Genomic DNA, 17,112 nt, shown 5'->3' on the forward strand with positions numbered 1-17,112 from the left:
TTACTGGGTCACGAAGCTGGTGAACAGCAGATCGTCGGCGCCGTTGCTGCCGGTCTCGGCCTTGAGCACTTTCTGCACTTCGGCCAGCGAAGCGACCTGCAGCTTCTGCTTGCCGGCGATGTCGGCGATCTGGTCGGGGCTGACCTGCGAGAACAGCATCAGCAGGCGTGCGCGAATGGCTGGCGCATGCGTCTTGATCGCTTCCAGTGCGGCTGGGTCGCGGGTCATCAGCTGCACTTCCAGCTGCAGGTAGCGCGGGCCGTCGACCGGGCCGTTGAGATTGACCACGAAGGCCGGGTCCAGGGCGAAGTACTGCGCCGGTGCCGGGGTCGTGGTCTTCTTCGGGGCCTGCGCGGTCTTCTCTTCGTGCTTGGACTGGGTGAAGAACCAGACGCCGCCACCGGCGGCAGCGGCGGCGAGCACGGCCACCAGTGCGGTGATCAGGATCGGACTGCGCGGCTTGGCGGCCTTGTCCTTCTCGGCGGTCTTCTTGGTTTTGTCAGCGGCTGCGGCCACGGGGTGAAGCTCCTGAGGGTTGCTTCACCGGGATATGCAAGGGGTGTGCCGGAGCCGGGGCAGAGGGGTGCGACGGAATTCCGTCGGGGTGCCGGTAGGGCCGTGCGGAGCAAGCTCCGCACCCACCAACGCGATACGGGTAGCTGCTGCTCTATTGCCCCGGTGCCCTGGTGGGTGCCAACCGTCCCGCTCTGGTGGGTGCCAACCTTGGTTGGCACGCTTGTCAGGCGTATGCGTCCAGCAACCCGCGCTGGCGGATCAACTGCGCGGACGACACGCTGGCCTCGCCCGGCGACGGTTCTCCGTCACCCGCGATGCCGCCGCTACTGGCCTGGCCTGACGCATTGCCGTCACCACCGGGCGCCTGATGACCAACATCAGCATGAGCCAGCTGGAAGCCTTGTTCGCCGAGGAGTTCGCGTAGGCGCGGCAGGCTGCTTTCCAGTGCCTGGCGCACATCCACGTGTGGGCTGCTGAAGCTGGCATGCACCTTGTCGCCGTTCAACTGCAGGCGCACATCGACCGGGCCCATGTCGTCCGGACTCAACCGGATGTGGGCGTGGCCGATCTTCTGGTCGGCCAGCCAGCCCAGGCGCGCGCCGACGGCCTGGTCGAAACCATCGTCACCGAGCACCGGCTTCGGTGTCGGCTCGCCGTTGAAAATGGCGTTGCCGGTAGCGAGTGCGGCTTTCAGATCCTGCACAGCCGCGTTGCCCGGCGCATGCAGCAGCGGCGCTGCGGCACGGTCGCCGATGAGGGGTGCGTCGCTGCCTTCGCCACGCTCGTTGCGCTTGCCGGGCAGCACCAGTTCAGGCAACGGCAACGTGGCTGTCTGGTCGGTGCCGCTGCTGGTGGTGGACGATGTGGCCGCCGCCGCTGTGGATGGCAGGGCTGCGGCGGCCGGCAGTGCGGCGGGGGCGGGTAGTGCGTTGCCGTCTGCGTCGGTAGCCGTTGCAGCCACTGTTGGCAGAGCGGCGACAGGATCGGCAGGCGCCGGTGCCGCCAGCACCAGCCCAGCCAGGCCGAGTGGCGGCCACGGGGCTTCCTCGGTCGCGGCCGGGGTGTCCTTTTCGGCAACCGGCTTGGCCGGTGATGTGGGCACCGTGGCGGCGGTCTCTTCGGGGGCGGCAGCGCTGTCCGGCCTGCGCTCGGCGCCGGCCTGGCCAGTACTGTCCGATGCCGGTCCCTGCGTGGACGGCATGGGCGAGTTCGAGGGTTTCGAGGGTGCATCGGCACCCGGCGAGCCACCCTGCAGCAGTTGGCTGAACCCCTTGTTGCCATCACCGCGTGGCGCGCGGGGGGCGCTGCTGCCGGAATGCTGCGGCTGCGCGTTGGCGCTGCTGGCCAATGGTGCGGGCATCACGAGCGGCCTCCCTGCTCGGCGCCGTCCTGATCTTCGGCCTGTACCAGGCGGGCGCGACGCGCGCCAATGTCGTCCATCTCGCGCTGGTCGCGGCGGTCGGTCACCACTTTTTCCTGTGCGCGGTAGCTGGCGGCCAGCTGTTCCAGCACGGCTTTGTCACGGCTGGCCAGGATCAGGCGGGCGCGCTCGGCTTCCACCTTTTCGCGGTTGCCGTTGACCGTGGCCTGCTGCTGCTCTACTGCACTGTCGAGACGGTCGAGGAAGGCGCGCCGGTTCAGCAGCTGCGCCGGGCTGGTCGCCGCCATCTGCGCGTTCGCGTATTCCTCGGCATAGCGGCGCAGTTCGTCCAGTCGCGATAGATGGGTATCGAGCACGCGCTGGCGTTCGGCCAGATCGCGGGCGACTGCGTCCTCGTGTTCCTGGGCCCGCTTGAGCAGGGGATCGATGCGCTTGGACTGGTTCATGGCTTAACTCTCTTGTTCCACCAGGCGCTGCAGTGCCGCCTGGCTGTGCGGGAGATCTGCGGCCTTGGCGACGTCCTGGCCGAGGAACTCCATGATTTCCGGCCAGCGTTCCAGGGCTTCGTCGGTGGCCGCGTCGTTGCCGCGCTGGTAGGCGCCGATGGCGATCAGGTCGCGGTTGGCCGAGTAGGCCGAGACCAGCCGCTTCAGCTTGCGGATGCGCAGGCGCCACGGTTCGTCGGCGATTTCCGTGACCACGCGGCTGACCGACGATTCAACGTCGATGGCCGGGTACAGGCCACTGTCGGCCACGCGCCGCGACAGCAGGATGTGGCCGTCGAGGATCGCGCGCGCTGCATCGGCGATTGGATCCTGCGGATCGTCGCCTTCGGTCAGCACCGTGTAGAACGCGGTGATCGAGCCACGGCCCTTGGCACCATTGCCGGCACGCTCGACCAGCGCCGGCAGCTTGGCGAACACCGACGGCGGATAGCCGCGGGTGGTCGGCGGTTCGCCCACCGACAGGCCGATCTCGCGCTGGGCCTGGGCGAAGCGGGTCAGCGAGTCCATCAGCAACAGCACGTTCAGGCCCTGGTCGCGGAACCATTCGGCGATGGCGGTAGCGCGATAGGCACCATGCAGGCGCGCCAGCGGCGGCCGGTCGGCGGGACTGGCCACCACCACGGCGCGGCGCAGGCCTTCCTCGCCCAGCGTGGTCTCGACGAAGTCGCGTACTTCGCGGCCACGTTCACCGATCAGGCCGACCACGATCACGTCGGCGGCGGTATAGCGGGTCATCATGCCCAGCAGCGTCGACTTGCCGACGCCGGAACCGGCGAACAGGCCGACACGCTGGCCGCGGCCGATCGGCAGCAGCGCGTTGATCGCGCGCACGCCCACGTCCAGCGGCTGGGTGATCGGTTCACGCGCCAGCGGATTGATCGACACGCCGGCCATGCCGACATGCCCTTCGGCGCGGATCGGGCCCTTGCCATCCAGCGGCACGCCGTCGCTGTCGATGACGCGGCCGAGCAGGCCTTCACCCACTTCCACGCCACCACGTCGCGCCGACGGTACCACCCGCGCATTGGGCAACAGGCCATGCAGCTCTGCGCTGGGCATCAGGTAGGTGCGCTCGCCGGCGAAGCCCACCACTTCGGCATCGACCCAGCCACCATCAACCACTTCCACCTTGCAGCTGGCGCCGAGCGGCGCCTCGCAGCCGACCGCTTCCAGGGTCAGGCCGACCGCGCGACGCAGGACGCCTTCGCGGATCAGGCCGCGGCCATGGGCGGTATCCACACGCAGGCCATCGAGGCGACGGGCCAGGCGCAGGTTGCGGGCAATGGCCCAGTCCGCCGGTGGCGGCGTCGGCTGCTGATCGGGGTTCATGCATTGGCTCCGGTCTGGCGGATCACCGCATCCAGCGCGCCGCGCAGGCGGGCTTCCAGGGTGCCGTCGATGCGCACGGCTTCGGCGTGCACGCGAAGATCGCCGCGGCTGAGGCTGGTGTCTGGCACCAGGCGCTGTTGTGGCGGCAGGCTCAACAGCGGGGCGAGGGCGGCGATGTCGTCCGGGTGCAGGCGCACTTCGACCTCGCGGGTGCTGCCACCGACCGCGTCGATGGCCTCACCGACCAGCTGTGCCAGCAGTGCCGGGTCGGCTTCATAGGCGCGGCCGACCAGCGCACCGGCGATGCGTACCGCCAGCTCGCCCAGTGCGCCGACCACTTCGTTCTCCAGCCGCACCAGCGGTCGGCTGAAGTTGTCCAGGATGCCTTCGATCTGCGCGGCGAGGCGACGCACCTCCGCCTGGCCCTGGCCGTAGCCTTCGGTATGGCCCTGGGCGAACCCTTCCTTCTCGGCGCTGTCCTGGATGGCCTGGATTTCTTCCAGGGTGGGCAGCTGCAGCGGCGGCTCCGGTTCGTGTTCCGGGTCCGGCTCGGTGAGTTCGAACGCATCCTCCTGATCCAGCGCCGGTTCGGGCTGGGCCAGCAGGTCCGGGGCAAGCCAGCGCACGACGTTGCTCACAGCATGGCCTCCGCACTGCCACCGATGGTGACGGTGCCTTCATCGGCCATGCGCTTGACGATGGCCAGGATCTCGCGCTGCGCGCCTTCCACGTCGGACAGGCGCACCGGGCCGCGGGCTTCCATGTCTTCCAGCAGGATTTCGGCCGCGCGCTGCGACATGTTGCGGGTGATCTTGTCGCGCACCTTGATGTCGGCACCGCGCAGGGCCAGGCCCAGGCGCTCGCCGCTCACTTCGCGCAGCACCAGCTGCATCTCGCGGTCGTCCAGGTCGACCAGGTCGTCGAACACGAACATCAGGTCCTGGATGCGGTTGCTCAACGGCGCGTCGATACGGGCGATCTCGCCCAGGATCGCCTGGTCCTGGCCGCTGTCCATGAAGTTCAGGATATTGGCCGCGCACTGCACGCCGCCGATGTTGGACGACTTCAGGTTCTGGTTGCCGGCGAACTGGCGCTCCATGATCTCGTTGAGTTCATTGAGCGCGTTCGGCGGAATGCCGTCGAGGGTGGCGATGCGCAGCAGCACGTCCACGCGGGTACGGTCGGGCAGCAGCTTCAGCGCGTCGGCGGCCTGGTCGGTTTCCAGATGCGCCATCACGATGGCGATGATCTGCGGGTGCTCGTTGCGCACCAGGTCGGCCACCGCGCGCGGGTCCATCCACTTCAGCGCGTCCAGGCCGGTGGTGTTGCGGCCGAGCAGGATGCGGTCGATCAGGTTCCCGGCCTTCTCGCTGCCGAGTGCCTGCACCAGCATGTTGCGGATGTAATCGTCCGAGCCCACGCCCAGCGAGGTCTTCGAGCCCAGCTCCTGGCCGAACTGGTCCATCACCCGTTCCACCTGTTCGCGGGTGATGTCGGTCATGGTGGCCATGGCGATGCCGATTTTCTGCACTTCCTTGGGTTCCATGTGACGCAGCACTTCGGCCGCATCCAGCTCACCCAGCGAAAGCAGCAGTACGGCGGCGCGCTGCACGCCAGTCAGTGAGGCCTCAGTCATTGGCCACCCAGCCCTTGACCACCTGGGCCACGCGCTTGGAGTCGGTCTTCACGGCTTCACGCGCCATCCGCAGTCGTTCCTCATATGAATCCACCGGCAGGGCCAATGCATCCGGCCCGCCCAGGCTGGCCCGGTCGGCGCCAAGCGCCGGCAGCGGCATGCCATCGTCATCGACCAGCTGCACGTCCGCGGTATGCGGCTCCAGTGCCTGTTCGTCGTTCTTCTTGTTCTGGCCGGTGATCGCGCGCAGTGCAGGGCGCAGCACACCGAACAGCAATGCCAGCACCACCACGGCACCCAGCAGCATGCGACCGGCGTCGTGCACCCACGGCAGCTCCCACCATGCCGGGCCTTCGACCGGCGTGGTGTCACGCACGAACGGGGCATTCATCACCGACACGGTGTCGCCACGCTCGGCGTTGAAGCCGACGGCCTGCTTGACCAGCGCCTCGACGCGGGTCAGCTCGGCGGCCGACAGCGGCTGCGGGCTCATCTTGCCGTTGGCACCGGCGCGCGGGACGTTGTCCACCAGCACCGCCACCGAGACGCGCTTGATGCGGCCAGCCGGCTGGCGGGTGTGCTGCAGGGTGCGGTCCAGCTCGTAGTTGCGGGTCGCGTTCTTGCTGCTTTCGGTCGGAGTCTGTGCGGTTGCCGGTGCGGCCTGCTGGCCCGGCGGGCTGTTGCTGGTCGCGCCCGGCACGCCCTGCGGGCCCGGGGTGCTGGTGGTGTTCTCGCTCATCTGCTCGCTGCGCAGCTTCTGCGGTTCACCGTTGTAGAGCTCACGGGCTTCCTCGGTTACCGAGAAGTCCATGTCCACGCTCACTTCCGGATTGACGCGGCCAGGACCGGTCATCGGCTCCAGCAGCTCGCGGATGCGCTGGTTGAACGAGGTTTCCTGGCGGCGGACCTGCTCGAACTGGGCCGCATTGACCGCCGCTTCGCTGTTCGGGTCGGTGATGCTGAGCATGCGTCCGCTCTGGTCGACCACGGTCACCCGTTCCGGAGCGAGGTCCGGAATGCTGGCCGCGACCATGTGCACGATGGCGTCGACCTGGCTGCGTTCCAATTGCTGGCCGCCACGCAGTTCCAGGGTGACCGAGGCGCTGGCTACGTCGCGCTGCCGGGTGAAGGCGCTGGGTTTGGGAATGGCCAGGTGCACGCGCGAATCGCGCACCGGGCGCAGCGTGTTGATGGTGCGCGACAGCTCGGTTTCCAGCGCGTGCTGGTAGCGCGCGCTTTCCACGAACTGGCTGACACCGAATCCCGGGTCGCGTTCCATCAGCTCGAAGCCGAGCTTGCCGCTGTCGGTCAGGCCGGAGCCGGCCAGCTTCAGGCGGGCGTCGTGCAGGCTCTTTTCCGGCACGGTGATGCCACCGGTGGCCGGGTCGAGCGCGAACGGGATCTGCGCGGCGCGCAGCAGGTCGGTCGCTTCAGCGGTGGCCTTCTGGTCCAGGCCGGTATACAGCGGGACCATGCCGGGCTTCTGCGACCAGAAGAACACGGACAGCCCGGCCGCTACGGCCACGGCGATCATCGCCATCAGTCCGAGCCGACGGGTGATCTGCAGGCTTTGCAGCCGATCGAACCACTGGCCCGCCTTTTCGGCGTTCAGGGATTCCTTGGAGAGCGACAGGGCCATGCGGTTCTATCCTTACAGCGGCATGTTCATCACGTCCTGGTAGGCCTGGACGAGACGGTTGCGGACTTCCACGGTGGCGCGGAAGGCGATCTGGGACTGCTGCGAGGCGACCATGACCTTGGCGAGGTCGGCGCTGGGGTCGCCCATTTCGAAGGCTTTTGCCAGGGCGCCGGATTTCTGTTGCGCGTCGTTGACGCCGGCAATCGCACCACGCAGGGTTTCGGTGAAGCTGGCCGGCTGGGCCTGCGGTGCATCCAGCACCGTGCCCGGCAGGGCGTTGCTGCGCGGCGTTTCGCCCAGCGGGTTGAGCGCCGGCTGTCCCATCTGGGTCTGATAGGAGCGGATCTGCGAAAGGATCGACGTGACGGAGTGGGACATCTGCAACGGTTCCAGAAACAGGGGATGGGGTTGTCTGCTGGAGCAGGTGCAAGTGCCGTGCCGAAACCGGTTTTCGATTCAGTGAAGTGAGGAGGTTGGGTGTGCTGGCAAGGCTGCGCCCTGCACCCGCCGAATCAACGTCAACGGCGGGCTATCCGTGGGGGGCGGGGTGGGTCCGGTTGCGGGGGACGCTGCAAGTACATCCATGTAAGCTCGGTCGCGCCATCCATGGCGCTCACGCCCCCGCAACCGGACCCACCCCGCCTTCGACAGAATTCCGCGATCTGTTGGAACCTGCTGCTGATGGTGGGTGCCGACCGTTGGTCGGCACGGGCTCTTACCCCATTGAAGGCGCCATTTAACCGGCGTCGGTTTTCTGGCCTATGGCTGCAGGGTCCAGCGGCCGGAATTCTGGCGCTGGCGGGGTGCGATGGGGCCGTCGTGCTGGGTGTAGATGAAGCGGCCCTGGTGGTCGGTCTGGCAGGTCAGCAGCAGGGTGTAGTGGGTAGGGCCGGCCGGGTGGGCTTCGGTCATCTGGATTTCCGCGATATGCGGGGCCAGGCGCTGATAGCGGTAGCTGCCGCCGATGCGGAGGTCGGTGCCGAGGATGTCCAGTACATACTGGTTGCCGGCGAAGCTGACCTGCACCATGCGTCCGGCATTGGGGTTGTCCGGTGCGTACAGCGGGTCGCTGAGGTTGGTGAACTGGCGCTGGTCCAGTGTGGTGGGCAGGGTGCAGTCGGCGGCGCTGGCCAGGGCCGGGCAGAGCAGGGCGGTGAGCAGGGTGAGGCGATGCATGGTGGGACCTCGTTGGGATGTCCTTGCCATGCTCCGCACTGCGGCGGTGATGTCTTTAGGAAAACGTGCAAATGCAATGGGGTCAGATCTCTTTCCGCAGGAAAGGGATCTGACCCCAGGTACTGGAAACACCAACGCCCGGGCTAGCCCAGGCGTTCGTGCCCCCTTCATGCTGGTCGCGAGGTTCAGCCGGCCAGTTCGGCCTGCTCGCGTTCGATGCCGTACTTGCGCAGCTTTTCCACCAGGGTGGTGCGGCGCAGGCCGAGCAGCTGGGCGGCGTGGGCGACGACGCCCTGGGTGCGTTCCAGTGCTTCGTTGATCAGGCCCAGTTCGATGTTGGCCATGTGGTTGCGCAGGTCCATGCCTTCATCGGGCAGCGCCGCCGGTGCTGCGGCGCGATTGACGGCAATGCCGTGCTCCAGCGCCGGTTGGTTGCCGCCGCCCGGGGTGTGGAACGAGAAGCTGCGCAGGTCCAGGCGTTCTTCGCTGGCCGTCGGCTGTACCGGTGCCGGTGCGGCCACCGCTGCCAGTGCGGCGTCGCCACGGTAGCGGGCCGGCAGGTCCTGCACGCGCACCGATCCGCCCGGATGCAGCACCGCCAGGCGCTCGACCAGGTTGGTCAGTTCGCGCACATTGCCCGGCCACTCGTAGCCGGCCAGGGCCTGCAGGGCTTCCGGGGTGAAGCGCACTTCGCCACGGCCGGTGCGCGCCAGCTGTGCGGCGATGGTTTCCACCAGCGCCGGCAGGTCTTCGCGACGCTCGCGCAGGGCGGGCACGTCGATCGGGAACACGTTGAGGCGATAGAACAGATCCTCGCGGAACTTGCCTTCGGCAATACGGGTTTCCAGGTCGCGATGGGTCGCGGCCACAACGCGTACGTTGCAGCGGATGGTCTGGTTGCCACCCACGCGTTCGAAGCTGCGCTCCTGCAGCACGCGCAGCAGCTTCACCTGCATCGGCAGGCTCATGTCGCCGATTTCGTCGAGCAGCAGGGTACCGCCTTCGGCCATTTCGAAACGGCCCTTGCGCGCGGTCAGTGCGCCGGTGAAGGCACCCTTTTCGTGGCCGAACAGTTCGCTTTCCAGCAGGTCGGCCGGAATGGCGCCGCAGTTGATCGCCACGAACGGGCCGTCGCGGCGCGGCGAGCGCTGATGGATGGCGCGCGACACGACTTCCTTGCCGGTGCCGGATTCGCCCAGCACGAGCACGGTGGTGTCGAATGCGGCCACCTGTTCGATCATCGTGCGCAACGCAGTCACCGCCGGACCGTTGCCGGTCGGGCCCTGGTCCTGCGCGGCGCCGGCCTGGTGCTCGGCGTCCAGGCGCTTGAGGCTAGCGCGGCGCAGCAGGGCTTCCATCTGCGCATGGCGCAGCGGCGTTTCCAGCGGCCAGATGTTGGCTTCGTGCAGGCCGTGCTGATGGGCAAAGGCTGCGGCATCACCGTCGGCCAGCAGCACCGGCGGCGGCAGGCTGCTGCCGCCCAGCCAGTTGTACAGCGCGGTGCTGGCAGCGGTGTCGTCCAGGCTGCCGACGATCACGGCCATCCAGTCGTTCTGGCGCTGGCGGCCCAGGTCGAAGTCGGCCGCGTCGGAAACCCAGCGCGGGTTGAAATCCATGAATTCCAGCAGGGCAACGGTGCGCTCTGCGCGCACGGCGTCGTTGTCCAGCACCAGGATGCGCGATTCGCTCACGATCGATCCTCCCTGAGGCCTTCCAGGATCGGCATGACTTCCTGGATGTAGGACAGCTTGCTGACAAAATTGTCGGCGCCAGCGCGTAGCGCGTGTTCGCGGTGCTCGGCGTCGTCGAAGTGGCTGGCGATCACGATGTACGGTGCATCGTCCTGCGACTTGATCAGGCGGGTGGCCTGCAGGCCGCCCATTTCTGGCATCGCCAGGTCCATCAGCACCACCTGCGGGCGCAGCGTTTCCGAGCGCTCGATCGCTTCCAGGCCGTTGCCGGCGCTGCCGACGATCTGCAGCCAGTCGATCTTGCGGAAATGGCGCATCGCCGCGTTGATGAAGCCCTCGTGGTCATCGACCAGCAGGACCGTGAGCTTGTTCATGTCCAACATCCTTTTCAGCCCACCCGGGCCAGCTGCGGTTGCCTGGCGCCAAGCCGGCGCCGTTCACGGGCCGGGGCGATGTCCAGTTGTTCTCGGTATTTTGCGACGGTTCGGCGGGCAATGTTCACCCCCTGGCGCGACAGCAGGCCGGCGATGGCCTCGTCGGCCAGCGGCCGGCCGGCCGGTTCGGCGTCGATCAGGCGGCGGACCATGGCCTTCACCGCCTGGCCGGAGACGCTGGCGCCTTCCAGGCGCACGGCGAAGAAGTGCTTCAGTTCGAAGGTGCCGCGCGGGGTCTGCAGGAACTTGCCGGTGGTGATGCGCGAGACGGTGGACTCGTGCATGCCGATTTCCTCGGCCACTTCCTTCAGGGTCAGCGGGGCCATGGCCTCTTCGCCACGGACCAGGAAGGCGGCCTGGCGCTCGACGATCACCCGCGCGGTGCGCAGCAGGGTGTCGTAGCGCATCGACAGGCCGCGGCTGAACCAGCGCGCCTCCTGCAGCATCTCGCGCAGCGCCGGCGCGGCTTCGCTGGTTTCGGCCAGTGCCTGTTCGTACTGGCTGTTGATCGACACGCGGCGGCTGGTGGCCGGGTTCAGGGCGACCTTCCACTGCCCATCGGCATGCCAGGCGACCACGTCCGGCACCACCACGGCGTTGCGTTCCGGCAGCAGGCTGTCGCCGGGGCGCGGCTGCAGCGAGAGGATCAGGCGCACCGCTTCGCGCACGTCGTCGATCTCGGCGTCGTGCTGGCGGGCGAGGGCGGGGTAGTCGTGGGCGGCCAGCGCGTCGAGCGCGCCATCGAGAATGCGTGCCGCCAGGTGGCGGGCGGGGACCACGCCGTGCAGGCTGCGCAGCTGTGCCTGCAGGCCTTCGCGCAGGTCCTGCGCGGCCATGCCGGCGGGCTCGCCATGCAGCAGCTGCTGGCGGATGGCTTCGACGCCGTCGGCGGCGATGTCGAACTGGGCGCTGGCCAGCAGCTGCAGCTGGTCCAGTGGTGCCTGCAGGTAGCCTGCCTCATCGCAATGGTCCAGCCAGAAGGCGGCCACGGCCAGCTCGCGGTCGTCCATGTCCAGCGACAGGCGCTGCAGCACGCGCAGCTGCGGGTCGCTCGATTCGCCGGCGGCGATGCGCGCCATGCGGTCGTCGTCGCCGTCCTGCCAGCTGGCGCCGGCCACGTCCCACATCGACGACTCGGGCAGCTCGTCGAACGCAGCGGTTTCCAGTGTGGTGGCGCCGGCCTCGGTGGCTTCGGCGGTGGGTGCTTCAGCCTCTTCGATCTCCAGCAGCGGGTTGGAGTCCAGCAGGCGCTGGATTTCCTGTTCCAGGTGCAGGCCATCAAGCTGCAGCAGCCGGATCGACTGCAGCAACTGCGGGGTGAGGTGAAGTTGTTGGCCCAGCTGGGTCGAGAGTGCAGCCTTCATCGTGGTTCCCCGGCACCGCTCCCCGGCGCCTTGTGGAACGCATCTTGCTTTTGATCCGGCGGGGGCGGAATCAGGGGGTTCCTGAGGGGCTTCGTGAATGTCCTGACAGGGTGTAGGGGTATTCCCTACATTGTCGCGGAATGTTGACGATGATCGCCGCTAAGTTGCTGATTTCCGGTGTGGGTCCCGGATTGATCGGGCTGCGCCATGTACGGATTCCTGTCAGGGAGTGTCGGGGTGACGGGAATTCGTCGTCAGTGCGGATCTGACCTCCTTCGCGGAGGATCACTCCAGCTCGTGCTGGTGGCGCGCGGCCAGCAGCAGCAGATCGTTGGCGCGGCGACAGCCCAGCGACTCCATCATGCGTGCGCGGTGGGTTTCCACTGTCTTGACGCTGATGCCGAGGTCGGCGGCTATTTCCTTGTTGCTCTCACCCTTGCCGATGCGGCGCAGGATCTCGCGCTGGCGCGGCGACAGTGCGGCGATGCCGGTGGGTTTCTCGCGACCGAGCATCGGTGCCAGCATCTTGGCGGAGATCTGCGGGCTCAGGAACACCTGGCCGGCGTGCGCGGCACGCAGCGCCAGTTCAAGCTCCTGCGGTGCGGCATCCTTGACCAGGAACCCGACCGCACCGCGATCGAGTGCATCGCGCACGTGTGCGGCGTCGTCGTGCATGGTCATCATCACCACCCGCGTGCCGGGGGCGCGCAGGCGGATGTCGCTGAGGGCTTCCAGGCCGGTGCGGCCGGGCAGTGACAGGTCCATCAGGATCACGTCCGGGGCGTGCTGCAGGGCCAGCTGCAGTGCCTGCTCGGCATTGCTGGCCTCGGCGACGAGCTGCACGTCGGCAAACCCCTGCAGCAGCCGCGCCAGGCCGGCGCGGACCAGGGTGTGATCGTCGACGATGAGAACTCGCACAGGCACGTTGGAGGTCCGTGAGGGGAGTCCACCTTAACTTAGCTGAACGGGCGCGCCAAGGGTTGCCCATCCGGCGTCATGGTGGCAGGTTTCAGCGGGCGCGGCGTGCTTCGGCCACCTGGCGGCGATGCAGGCGGAACAGATGCCGCTCCATTGCCATCTCCAGGCCATCGCCAAGGCGCTGGAAACGCAGCCACAGGTAATGACCACCGCTACCGTCCGCCGCTTCGGCGACCACTTCCACGGGCAGGTCGATATGGTCAGGCAGCCAGTCGCTGGGCTGCAGACGCACCAGGCCGGCCTGACCAGGGCTGGCGCCGCTGCGCGGCCCCAGCTGCAGGCGGATGCCGCGGCGTGACCAGCGCACGGGGCGCAGCGTCAGTTCCTGGCCCTGCTGGCGTACCAGGCGGCCGAGCAGCACCATTGCCAGATCCAGCTTGGCTTCCAGCCGCTGCAGCTGCAGGCTGGACTCATTGCGGTCGTCGTGCTCGTCAACGCGGCTGTCCTCGACCAAGGCCAGGCTGCGCAGCAGGCCTTCGGCACTGCTGGTGCGACCGGCGGCGCTGCCTGCCTGGAACTCGGCCGGCAAGGCCAGCTCGCAACTGAGCGTTTCGTCGAACAGCTCGCTTTCGGCGGGGTGGTGCAGCGACGTGGTCGGCAGTTGGGTCATGCGAGTGATTCTGCCTGCAGGTAGGCATGCGCCGCGCGAAGGGAGCGGCCGGTGTGCTTCAGGTGAGCTGCGGCTTCATCGCGGAGGGAGATCATGCGCGCCAGTACGCGTTGCTGGTGGTCGCGCAACGCGAGGATGGCGGCATCACTGGGGCGTTCGACAACCAGCGACAGGGCAGCCACGGCTTCCAGGTGTTCGGCCATCAGGCGTTCGCTGGTGTCGTGGTCCTCGCCCTGGAGGCTGGTTTCCAGCGTATCAAGGGCGTCGTGCATAGTTTGAAGGTTCATGGCGCCACCGCTTTGGTGACCTGGCGCTGGTCTGCCGGAATCGCGTTCCAGGCCGAATCGATCTCCACCATCAAGCCCAGGGCTTCCTTCAGTGCGGTTGGATCGTTGTGCAGGTTGCCCTCGGTCAGGCGCATGATGACGAAGTCGTACAGTGCCGACAGATTGCCGGCAATCTCGCCGCCGGCTTCGTGATCGAGCGAGCCGTTGAGGTGGCCGACGATGGCGCAGGCTTCGCCGATGGCCTTGCCCTTGCGCGCCTGGTCATTCTGCTGCAAAGAGGCTTCAGCGGTGCGGATGCGCTCGCAGGCACCGGCCAGCAGCAGCGCTACCAACTTGTGTGGATCGGCATCGACGACCGAGGTGGTCACGCCGACTTTTCGGTACTGCTCGGCGAACTGCCGATTGGAACCGTACATAGGGGAAGTCTCCTGGAATGCCTGCCCATCCGCGTGGGTTGAGGGGTTCGGCACGGGTCTAACGGGTTATCGGCGCAGCCGGGGCTCTACTTGAGTACCGACTGCGCCGGAAAAATGCCTGGAAATCAGTTGCCGAGCTGCTGGATGAGCGAGCCGCCGGCCGATTGCATCTGCGTGACCATCTTTTCCATCGCGGTGAACTGCTTGGTGTAGCGGTCGGCCACCTTTTCCATGTTCTTGTCCAGCTCGTCCAGCTGCTTTTCCAGTGCCTTGATCTGCTTGTTCAAGGTCGCCGTACGCTGGGTGATCGTGCCGGTGGTCGCGTCCAGGCTGCTCTTGAGCAGTTCGGTCATCGGCTTGCCCAGCGCGCCCTCTGCACCGAACAGCTTGGTGGCCGCCTCCGGGTTCTTCGCCAGCGCGGTGTCGAGTTTGGCGCCATCAAGGCTCATGCTGCCGTCGGCGGCAATGGTGATGCCCAGATCCTTGAGGTCGTTGACGTTCGCACTCAGCTGGGCGCGCAGCTGCTGCTGCAGGCCACGGACCATGGCGTCGCCGGTCATGGTCGAGGCCGTGCGCGTCTCAGCGTTGTAAGCGCTGGAATTCTTCAACGTGGTCTGGATGCCGTTGTAGGCGGTGATGAAGGCCGTGAGATTGGTCTTCAGCGTGCTGTTGTCCGGAGTGACGGTCAGCGTCTGCGTCTCGCCTTCCTTCGCCTTGGTCAGGGTGAGGCTGATGCCGGGTACCAGGTCGGTGATCGTGTTGGAGCTGCTGGTGCGGGTGAAACCATCCACCACCACCACCGCATCCTTGGCGGGCACCATCTCGGTCATCTTCGATGCGGATGTGCCGTCATAGGCCAGCTCGGAGAGTCCGCCATTGCCGCCACTGGCGCTGACCTTCAACGCGCCCTTGCTGCCGGAATCAACGGCGGTCAATACCAGGTGCATGCCATCGTCGGCGGTCACCACGGCTGCGGTGACGCCCTTGCTCTCGGCGGCGGAATTGATCTCGGCTGCGATCTTCTCCATCGTCGCGCCGGGTTCGATGTTCACGCTGATGGACTTGTCGCCGTATGCGATCGTCAGCGTTCCGTCGCCAACCACGGCGTCCTTTGTATACGCCTTGGAGCTGAGCTTCTGGTTCTGTGCCAGGGATTTGACTTCCACCTGGTGGCTGCCCGCAGCGGCCTTGCCGGCGGTCGTGCTGGTGTCCAGGGTTGCAGTGAAGTTCGACTCGGTCGGCGTGCTGACTTTCAGGCCGGGGGTGGCCACACCCTTGACCAGGGTCTTCAGCGCGCTCTGCAGACCTGTCATTCCGCTTTTGATGGTGCCAAGCGCCGAAAGCTTGGCGCTGGCGGCAACACCCGCCGAGTTGATCTGCTTTTCCCGGGGCTCGCGTTCCTTGGCGGTCAGCTGTGCAACCAGGCTGGGAATGTCGAGGCCGGAACCAATCGTGCCGATGGCCATGAGGGGAATCCTTTTTCTTGGACGGGCCGGGCGGGTGTCCTGCACCTGCTATCGGCCTGGGAGGGGCGAGCTTGAGCGTGGAAACGCTCTCCAGCCTTCTGCAAGGCCCATGCCAATCCGCCACCGGGCACGAAGAAGGGGGCTTGCGCCCCCTTCCCGTTGTTGCCTTGTACTACCGCTGGATCAGCGCAGCAGGCTCAGCACGTTCTGGCTGGACTGGTTGGCCTGGGCCAGCATGGCGGTACCGGCCTGCTGCAGGATCTGGTTGCGGGTCAGCTCGGCGGTTTCCGAAGCGTAGTCCACGTCGCGGATGCGGCTGCGGGCAGCCGACATGTTCTCCGACGAGGTGTTCAGGTTCGCAACCACCGAGGTGAAGCGGTTCTGGATCGCACCCAGGTCGGCGCGGGCGGAGTTGATCGAGTTCAGGGCTGCCTCCATCGCCAGGATGGCGTTGTCGGCACCCTTGACCGAGGAGATGTCCAGGTCAGCAAACCCAGTAGCGGCCTTGCCTGCTGCGTAGTTCGCCGACGAGCCTTCGGACAGGCCGGTTTCCTTGGTCAGCGTTGCAGCGTCGGTAGTGCCGGCCACCGCGATGGTCACATTGCCGGCCTTGTCGGTCAGCTGCATCTTGCCCTCGACCAGTGCTGCAGTAACGCCGGTATTGTGGGTCTGGGCATTGACTGCGTTGACCATCTGGGTCGCACGATCACCGGCGTTGCCAACGGCGGTCAGGTCAATCTGAGCGCTGCCGGTGCTGCCGGAGAGCGTGAAGCTCGCCTTGCCGAAACCACCGGAAGTGTGCGTGCCCTGTACCGTGTTCCCGTTGACAAATGCCCCTGCAGCATCAGCGCTGAGCTTGACCTCCATCTTCTGCCCGTCGGCCTTGGTGAAGGTCAGATCGCCATCTGCAGCCTTACCCGATGCAACGATCCCCTTGGCGGCGAGTTCAGCGGTCTTACCGGCAATGGCGGTGTCGATTGCGGCAGCGGTGGCAGTAGAGGCGTCAGCATTGGTGTACACATTCACGCCACCGACATCGATCGTGAAGGCGCCGTTAGCAGTCGGAGCGGCGAAGGCGCCAAAGCTGCCGGAGGTGGTGGCGGTGCCGGTGTTCGGGACGCCGCCGGTCAAGGAGCCATCCGTCGAGGCGGTCGTCCAGTTCCCCAGCTTGCTGATGTTGGCATTGGTAACCTGGGAGATGTTGATCGTCTGGCCCTGGTTGGCGCCGATCTGGAAGGCCTGGTTGGTGAAGGTGCCGTCCAGCAGGTTGGTGCCGTTGAAGTTGGTCTGTTCGGCGACGCGCTGGATTTCCTGCTTCAGCAGCTGTACTTCAGCATTCAGGGCCTGGCGATCCGAGGCCGAGTTGGTGGCGCTGCGCGACTGCACAGCCAGCTCGCGGACGCGCTGCAGGTTGTTGCCGATCTCACCCAGTGCACCTTCGGCGGTCTGGGCCAGCGAGATGCCGTCGTTGGCGTTGCGGGCGGCCTGGTTGGCGCCGCGGATCTGGGTGGTGAAGCGCTCGGAGATCGCCAGACCGGCGGCATCGTCCTTGGCGCTGTTGATGCGCATGCCCGAGGACAGGCGCTGAATGGTGGTGGCCATGTTGGCGCCGCTGGTGCCCAGGTTGCGCTGGGCGTTCAGCGACATGGTGTTGGTGTTGATGACTTGTGCCATGGTGCGGTT

General features: G+C 66.9%; 18 protein-coding genes. All 18 read right to left on the reverse strand.

The features are described from left to right. Positions 1 to 516: a flagellar basal body-associated FliL family protein gene (locus ACZK33_RS11260; RefSeq protein ID WP_423175438.1), complete on the reverse strand. Its 516-nt coding sequence runs from the start codon at positions 514 to 516 to the stop codon at positions 1 to 3. Positions 517 to 739: 223 nt separating this feature from the next. Then, entirely contained in the window at positions 740 to 1,876 is a 1,137-nt protein-coding gene (locus tag ACZK33_RS11265; protein ID WP_423175440.1) for a flagellar hook-length control protein FliK, read from the reverse strand. Next, complete coding sequence (gene fliJ, locus ACZK33_RS11270; RefSeq protein WP_005416437.1) at positions 1,876 to 2,343, reverse strand: flagellar export protein FliJ; 468 nt, start codon at positions 2,341 to 2,343, stop codon at positions 1,876 to 1,878. Before fliJ ends, ACZK33_RS11265 begins: the two co-directional genes overlap by 1 nt. Before the next feature lie 3 nt (positions 2,344 to 2,346). Beyond that, on the reverse strand, positions 2,347 to 3,732 hold the full coding sequence (locus ACZK33_RS11275; protein ID WP_049421896.1) for a FliI/YscN family ATPase: 1,386 nt from the start codon (positions 3,730 to 3,732) through the stop codon (positions 2,347 to 2,349). After that, a complete protein-coding gene (locus tag ACZK33_RS11280) occupies positions 3,729 to 4,370 on the reverse strand; it encodes a FliH/SctL family protein (protein WP_423175441.1) in 642 nt (213 codons plus the stop codon). Before ACZK33_RS11280 ends, ACZK33_RS11275 begins: the two co-directional genes overlap by 4 nt. Beyond that, positions 4,367 to 5,353, reverse strand: a complete 987-nt coding sequence (gene fliG, locus ACZK33_RS11285; RefSeq protein WP_024958226.1) for a flagellar motor switch protein FliG — start codon at positions 5,351 to 5,353, stop codon at positions 4,367 to 4,369. The genes ACZK33_RS11280 and fliG overlap by 4 nt, the downstream gene beginning before the upstream one ends. A 7-nt stretch (positions 5,354 to 5,360) precedes the next feature. After that, positions 5,361 to 7,007: a flagellar basal-body MS-ring/collar protein FliF gene (gene fliF, locus ACZK33_RS11290; protein WP_423175443.1), complete on the reverse strand. Its 1,647-nt coding sequence runs from the start codon at positions 7,005 to 7,007 to the stop codon at positions 5,361 to 5,363. A 12-nt stretch (positions 7,008 to 7,019) separates the two neighbouring features. After that, complete coding sequence (fliE, locus tag ACZK33_RS11295; protein ID WP_005409552.1) at positions 7,020 to 7,385, reverse strand: flagellar hook-basal body complex protein FliE; 366 nt, start codon at positions 7,383 to 7,385, stop codon at positions 7,020 to 7,022. A 381-nt stretch (positions 7,386 to 7,766) separates the two neighbouring features. Beyond that, a complete protein-coding gene (locus ACZK33_RS11300) occupies positions 7,767 to 8,183 on the reverse strand; it encodes a hypothetical protein (RefSeq protein WP_423174082.1) in 417 nt (138 codons plus the stop codon). 185 nt (positions 8,184 to 8,368) lie between these two features. Beyond that, positions 8,369 to 9,874, reverse strand: coding sequence for a sigma-54 dependent transcriptional regulator (locus tag ACZK33_RS11305; RefSeq protein WP_049421906.1), 1,506 nt, complete (start codon positions 9,872 to 9,874; stop codon positions 8,369 to 8,371). After that, complete coding sequence (locus ACZK33_RS11310; protein WP_010485922.1) at positions 9,871 to 10,248, reverse strand: response regulator; 378 nt, start codon at positions 10,246 to 10,248, stop codon at positions 9,871 to 9,873. Before ACZK33_RS11310 ends, ACZK33_RS11305 begins: the two co-directional genes overlap by 4 nt. A 14-nt stretch (positions 10,249 to 10,262) precedes the next feature. Continuing rightward, positions 10,263 to 11,672 carry an RNA polymerase factor sigma-54 gene (gene rpoN, locus ACZK33_RS11315; RefSeq protein WP_423174083.1) on the reverse strand — a complete coding sequence of 470 codons (1,410 nt, stop codon included), beginning with the start codon at positions 11,670 to 11,672 and terminating at the stop codon, positions 10,263 to 10,265. A 285-nt stretch (positions 11,673 to 11,957) separates the two neighbouring features. Further along, positions 11,958 to 12,590, reverse strand: coding sequence for a response regulator (locus ACZK33_RS11320; RefSeq protein WP_032970105.1), 633 nt, complete (start codon positions 12,588 to 12,590; stop codon positions 11,958 to 11,960). A gap of 91 nt (positions 12,591 to 12,681) precedes the next feature. After that, the gene (locus tag ACZK33_RS11325) at positions 12,682 to 13,260 is read right to left on the reverse strand and encodes a PilZ domain-containing protein (protein ID WP_201119064.1); all 579 of its coding nucleotides are present in this window, start codon (positions 13,258 to 13,260) and stop codon (positions 12,682 to 12,684) included. Then, positions 13,257 to 13,547 carry a hypothetical protein gene (locus ACZK33_RS11330; protein ID WP_125429337.1) on the reverse strand — a complete coding sequence of 97 codons (291 nt, stop codon included), beginning with the start codon at positions 13,545 to 13,547 and terminating at the stop codon, positions 13,257 to 13,259. The genes ACZK33_RS11325 and ACZK33_RS11330 overlap by 4 nt, the downstream gene beginning before the upstream one ends. Then, positions 13,544 to 13,963, reverse strand: a complete 420-nt coding sequence (gene fliS / locus ACZK33_RS11335) for a flagellar export chaperone FliS (RefSeq protein ID WP_049398118.1) — start codon at positions 13,961 to 13,963, stop codon at positions 13,544 to 13,546. The genes ACZK33_RS11330 and fliS overlap by 4 nt, the downstream gene beginning before the upstream one ends. Before the next feature lie 125 nt (positions 13,964 to 14,088). Then, positions 14,089 to 15,429, reverse strand: coding sequence for a flagellar filament capping protein FliD (gene fliD / locus ACZK33_RS11340; protein WP_049421909.1), 1,341 nt, complete (start codon positions 15,427 to 15,429; stop codon positions 14,089 to 14,091). Positions 15,430 to 15,612: 183 nt separating this feature from the next. Next, positions 15,613 to 17,103, reverse strand: coding sequence for a flagellin N-terminal helical domain-containing protein (locus ACZK33_RS11345; protein ID WP_107431890.1), 1,491 nt, complete (start codon positions 17,101 to 17,103; stop codon positions 15,613 to 15,615). Positions 17,104 to 17,112: the final 9 nt, after the last annotated feature.

This window comes from Stenotrophomonas sp. 86156_Sma (assembly GCF_056481625.1).

What these genes read in the sequence shown, in the direction of transcription:
- rpoN (WP_423174083.1), bottom strand. Translation starts at nt 11,672, where the DNA reads ATGAAGGCTGCACTCTCGACCCAGCTGGGCCAACAACTTCACCTCACC.
- ACZK33_RS11310 (WP_010485922.1), bottom strand. Translation starts at nt 10,248, where the DNA reads ATGAACAAGCTCACGGTCCTGCTGGTCGATGACCACGAGGGCTTCATC.
- fliD (WP_049421909.1), bottom strand. Translation starts at nt 15,429, where the DNA reads ATGGCCATCGGCACGATTGGTTCCGGCCTCGACATTCCCAGCCTGGTT.
- fliF (WP_423175443.1), bottom strand. Translation starts at nt 7,007, where the DNA reads ATGGCCCTGTCGCTCTCCAAGGAATCCCTGAACGCCGAAAAGGCGGGC.
- ACZK33_RS11330 (WP_125429337.1), bottom strand. Translation starts at nt 13,547, where the DNA reads ATGAACCTTCAAACTATGCACGACGCCCTTGATACGCTGGAAACCAGC.
- ACZK33_RS11345 (WP_107431890.1), bottom strand. Translation starts at nt 17,103, where the DNA reads ATGGCACAAGTCATCAACACCAACACCATGTCGCTGAACGCCCAGCGC.
- ACZK33_RS11325 (WP_201119064.1), bottom strand. Translation starts at nt 13,260, where the DNA reads ATGACCCAACTGCCGACCACGTCGCTGCACCACCCCGCCGAAAGCGAG.
- ACZK33_RS11275 (WP_049421896.1), bottom strand. Translation starts at nt 3,732, where the DNA reads ATGAACCCCGATCAGCAGCCGACGCCGCCACCGGCGGACTGGGCCATT.
- fliJ (WP_005416437.1), bottom strand. Translation starts at nt 2,343, where the DNA reads ATGAACCAGTCCAAGCGCATCGATCCCCTGCTCAAGCGGGCCCAGGAA.
- fliE (WP_005409552.1), bottom strand. Translation starts at nt 7,385, where the DNA reads ATGTCCCACTCCGTCACGTCGATCCTTTCGCAGATCCGCTCCTATCAG.
- ACZK33_RS11265 (WP_423175440.1), bottom strand. Translation starts at nt 1,876, where the DNA reads ATGCCCGCACCATTGGCCAGCAGCGCCAACGCGCAGCCGCAGCATTCC.
- ACZK33_RS11300 (WP_423174082.1), bottom strand. Translation starts at nt 8,183, where the DNA reads ATGCATCGCCTCACCCTGCTCACCGCCCTGCTCTGCCCGGCCCTGGCC.
- fliS (WP_049398118.1), bottom strand. Translation starts at nt 13,963, where the DNA reads ATGTACGGTTCCAATCGGCAGTTCGCCGAGCAGTACCGAAAAGTCGGC.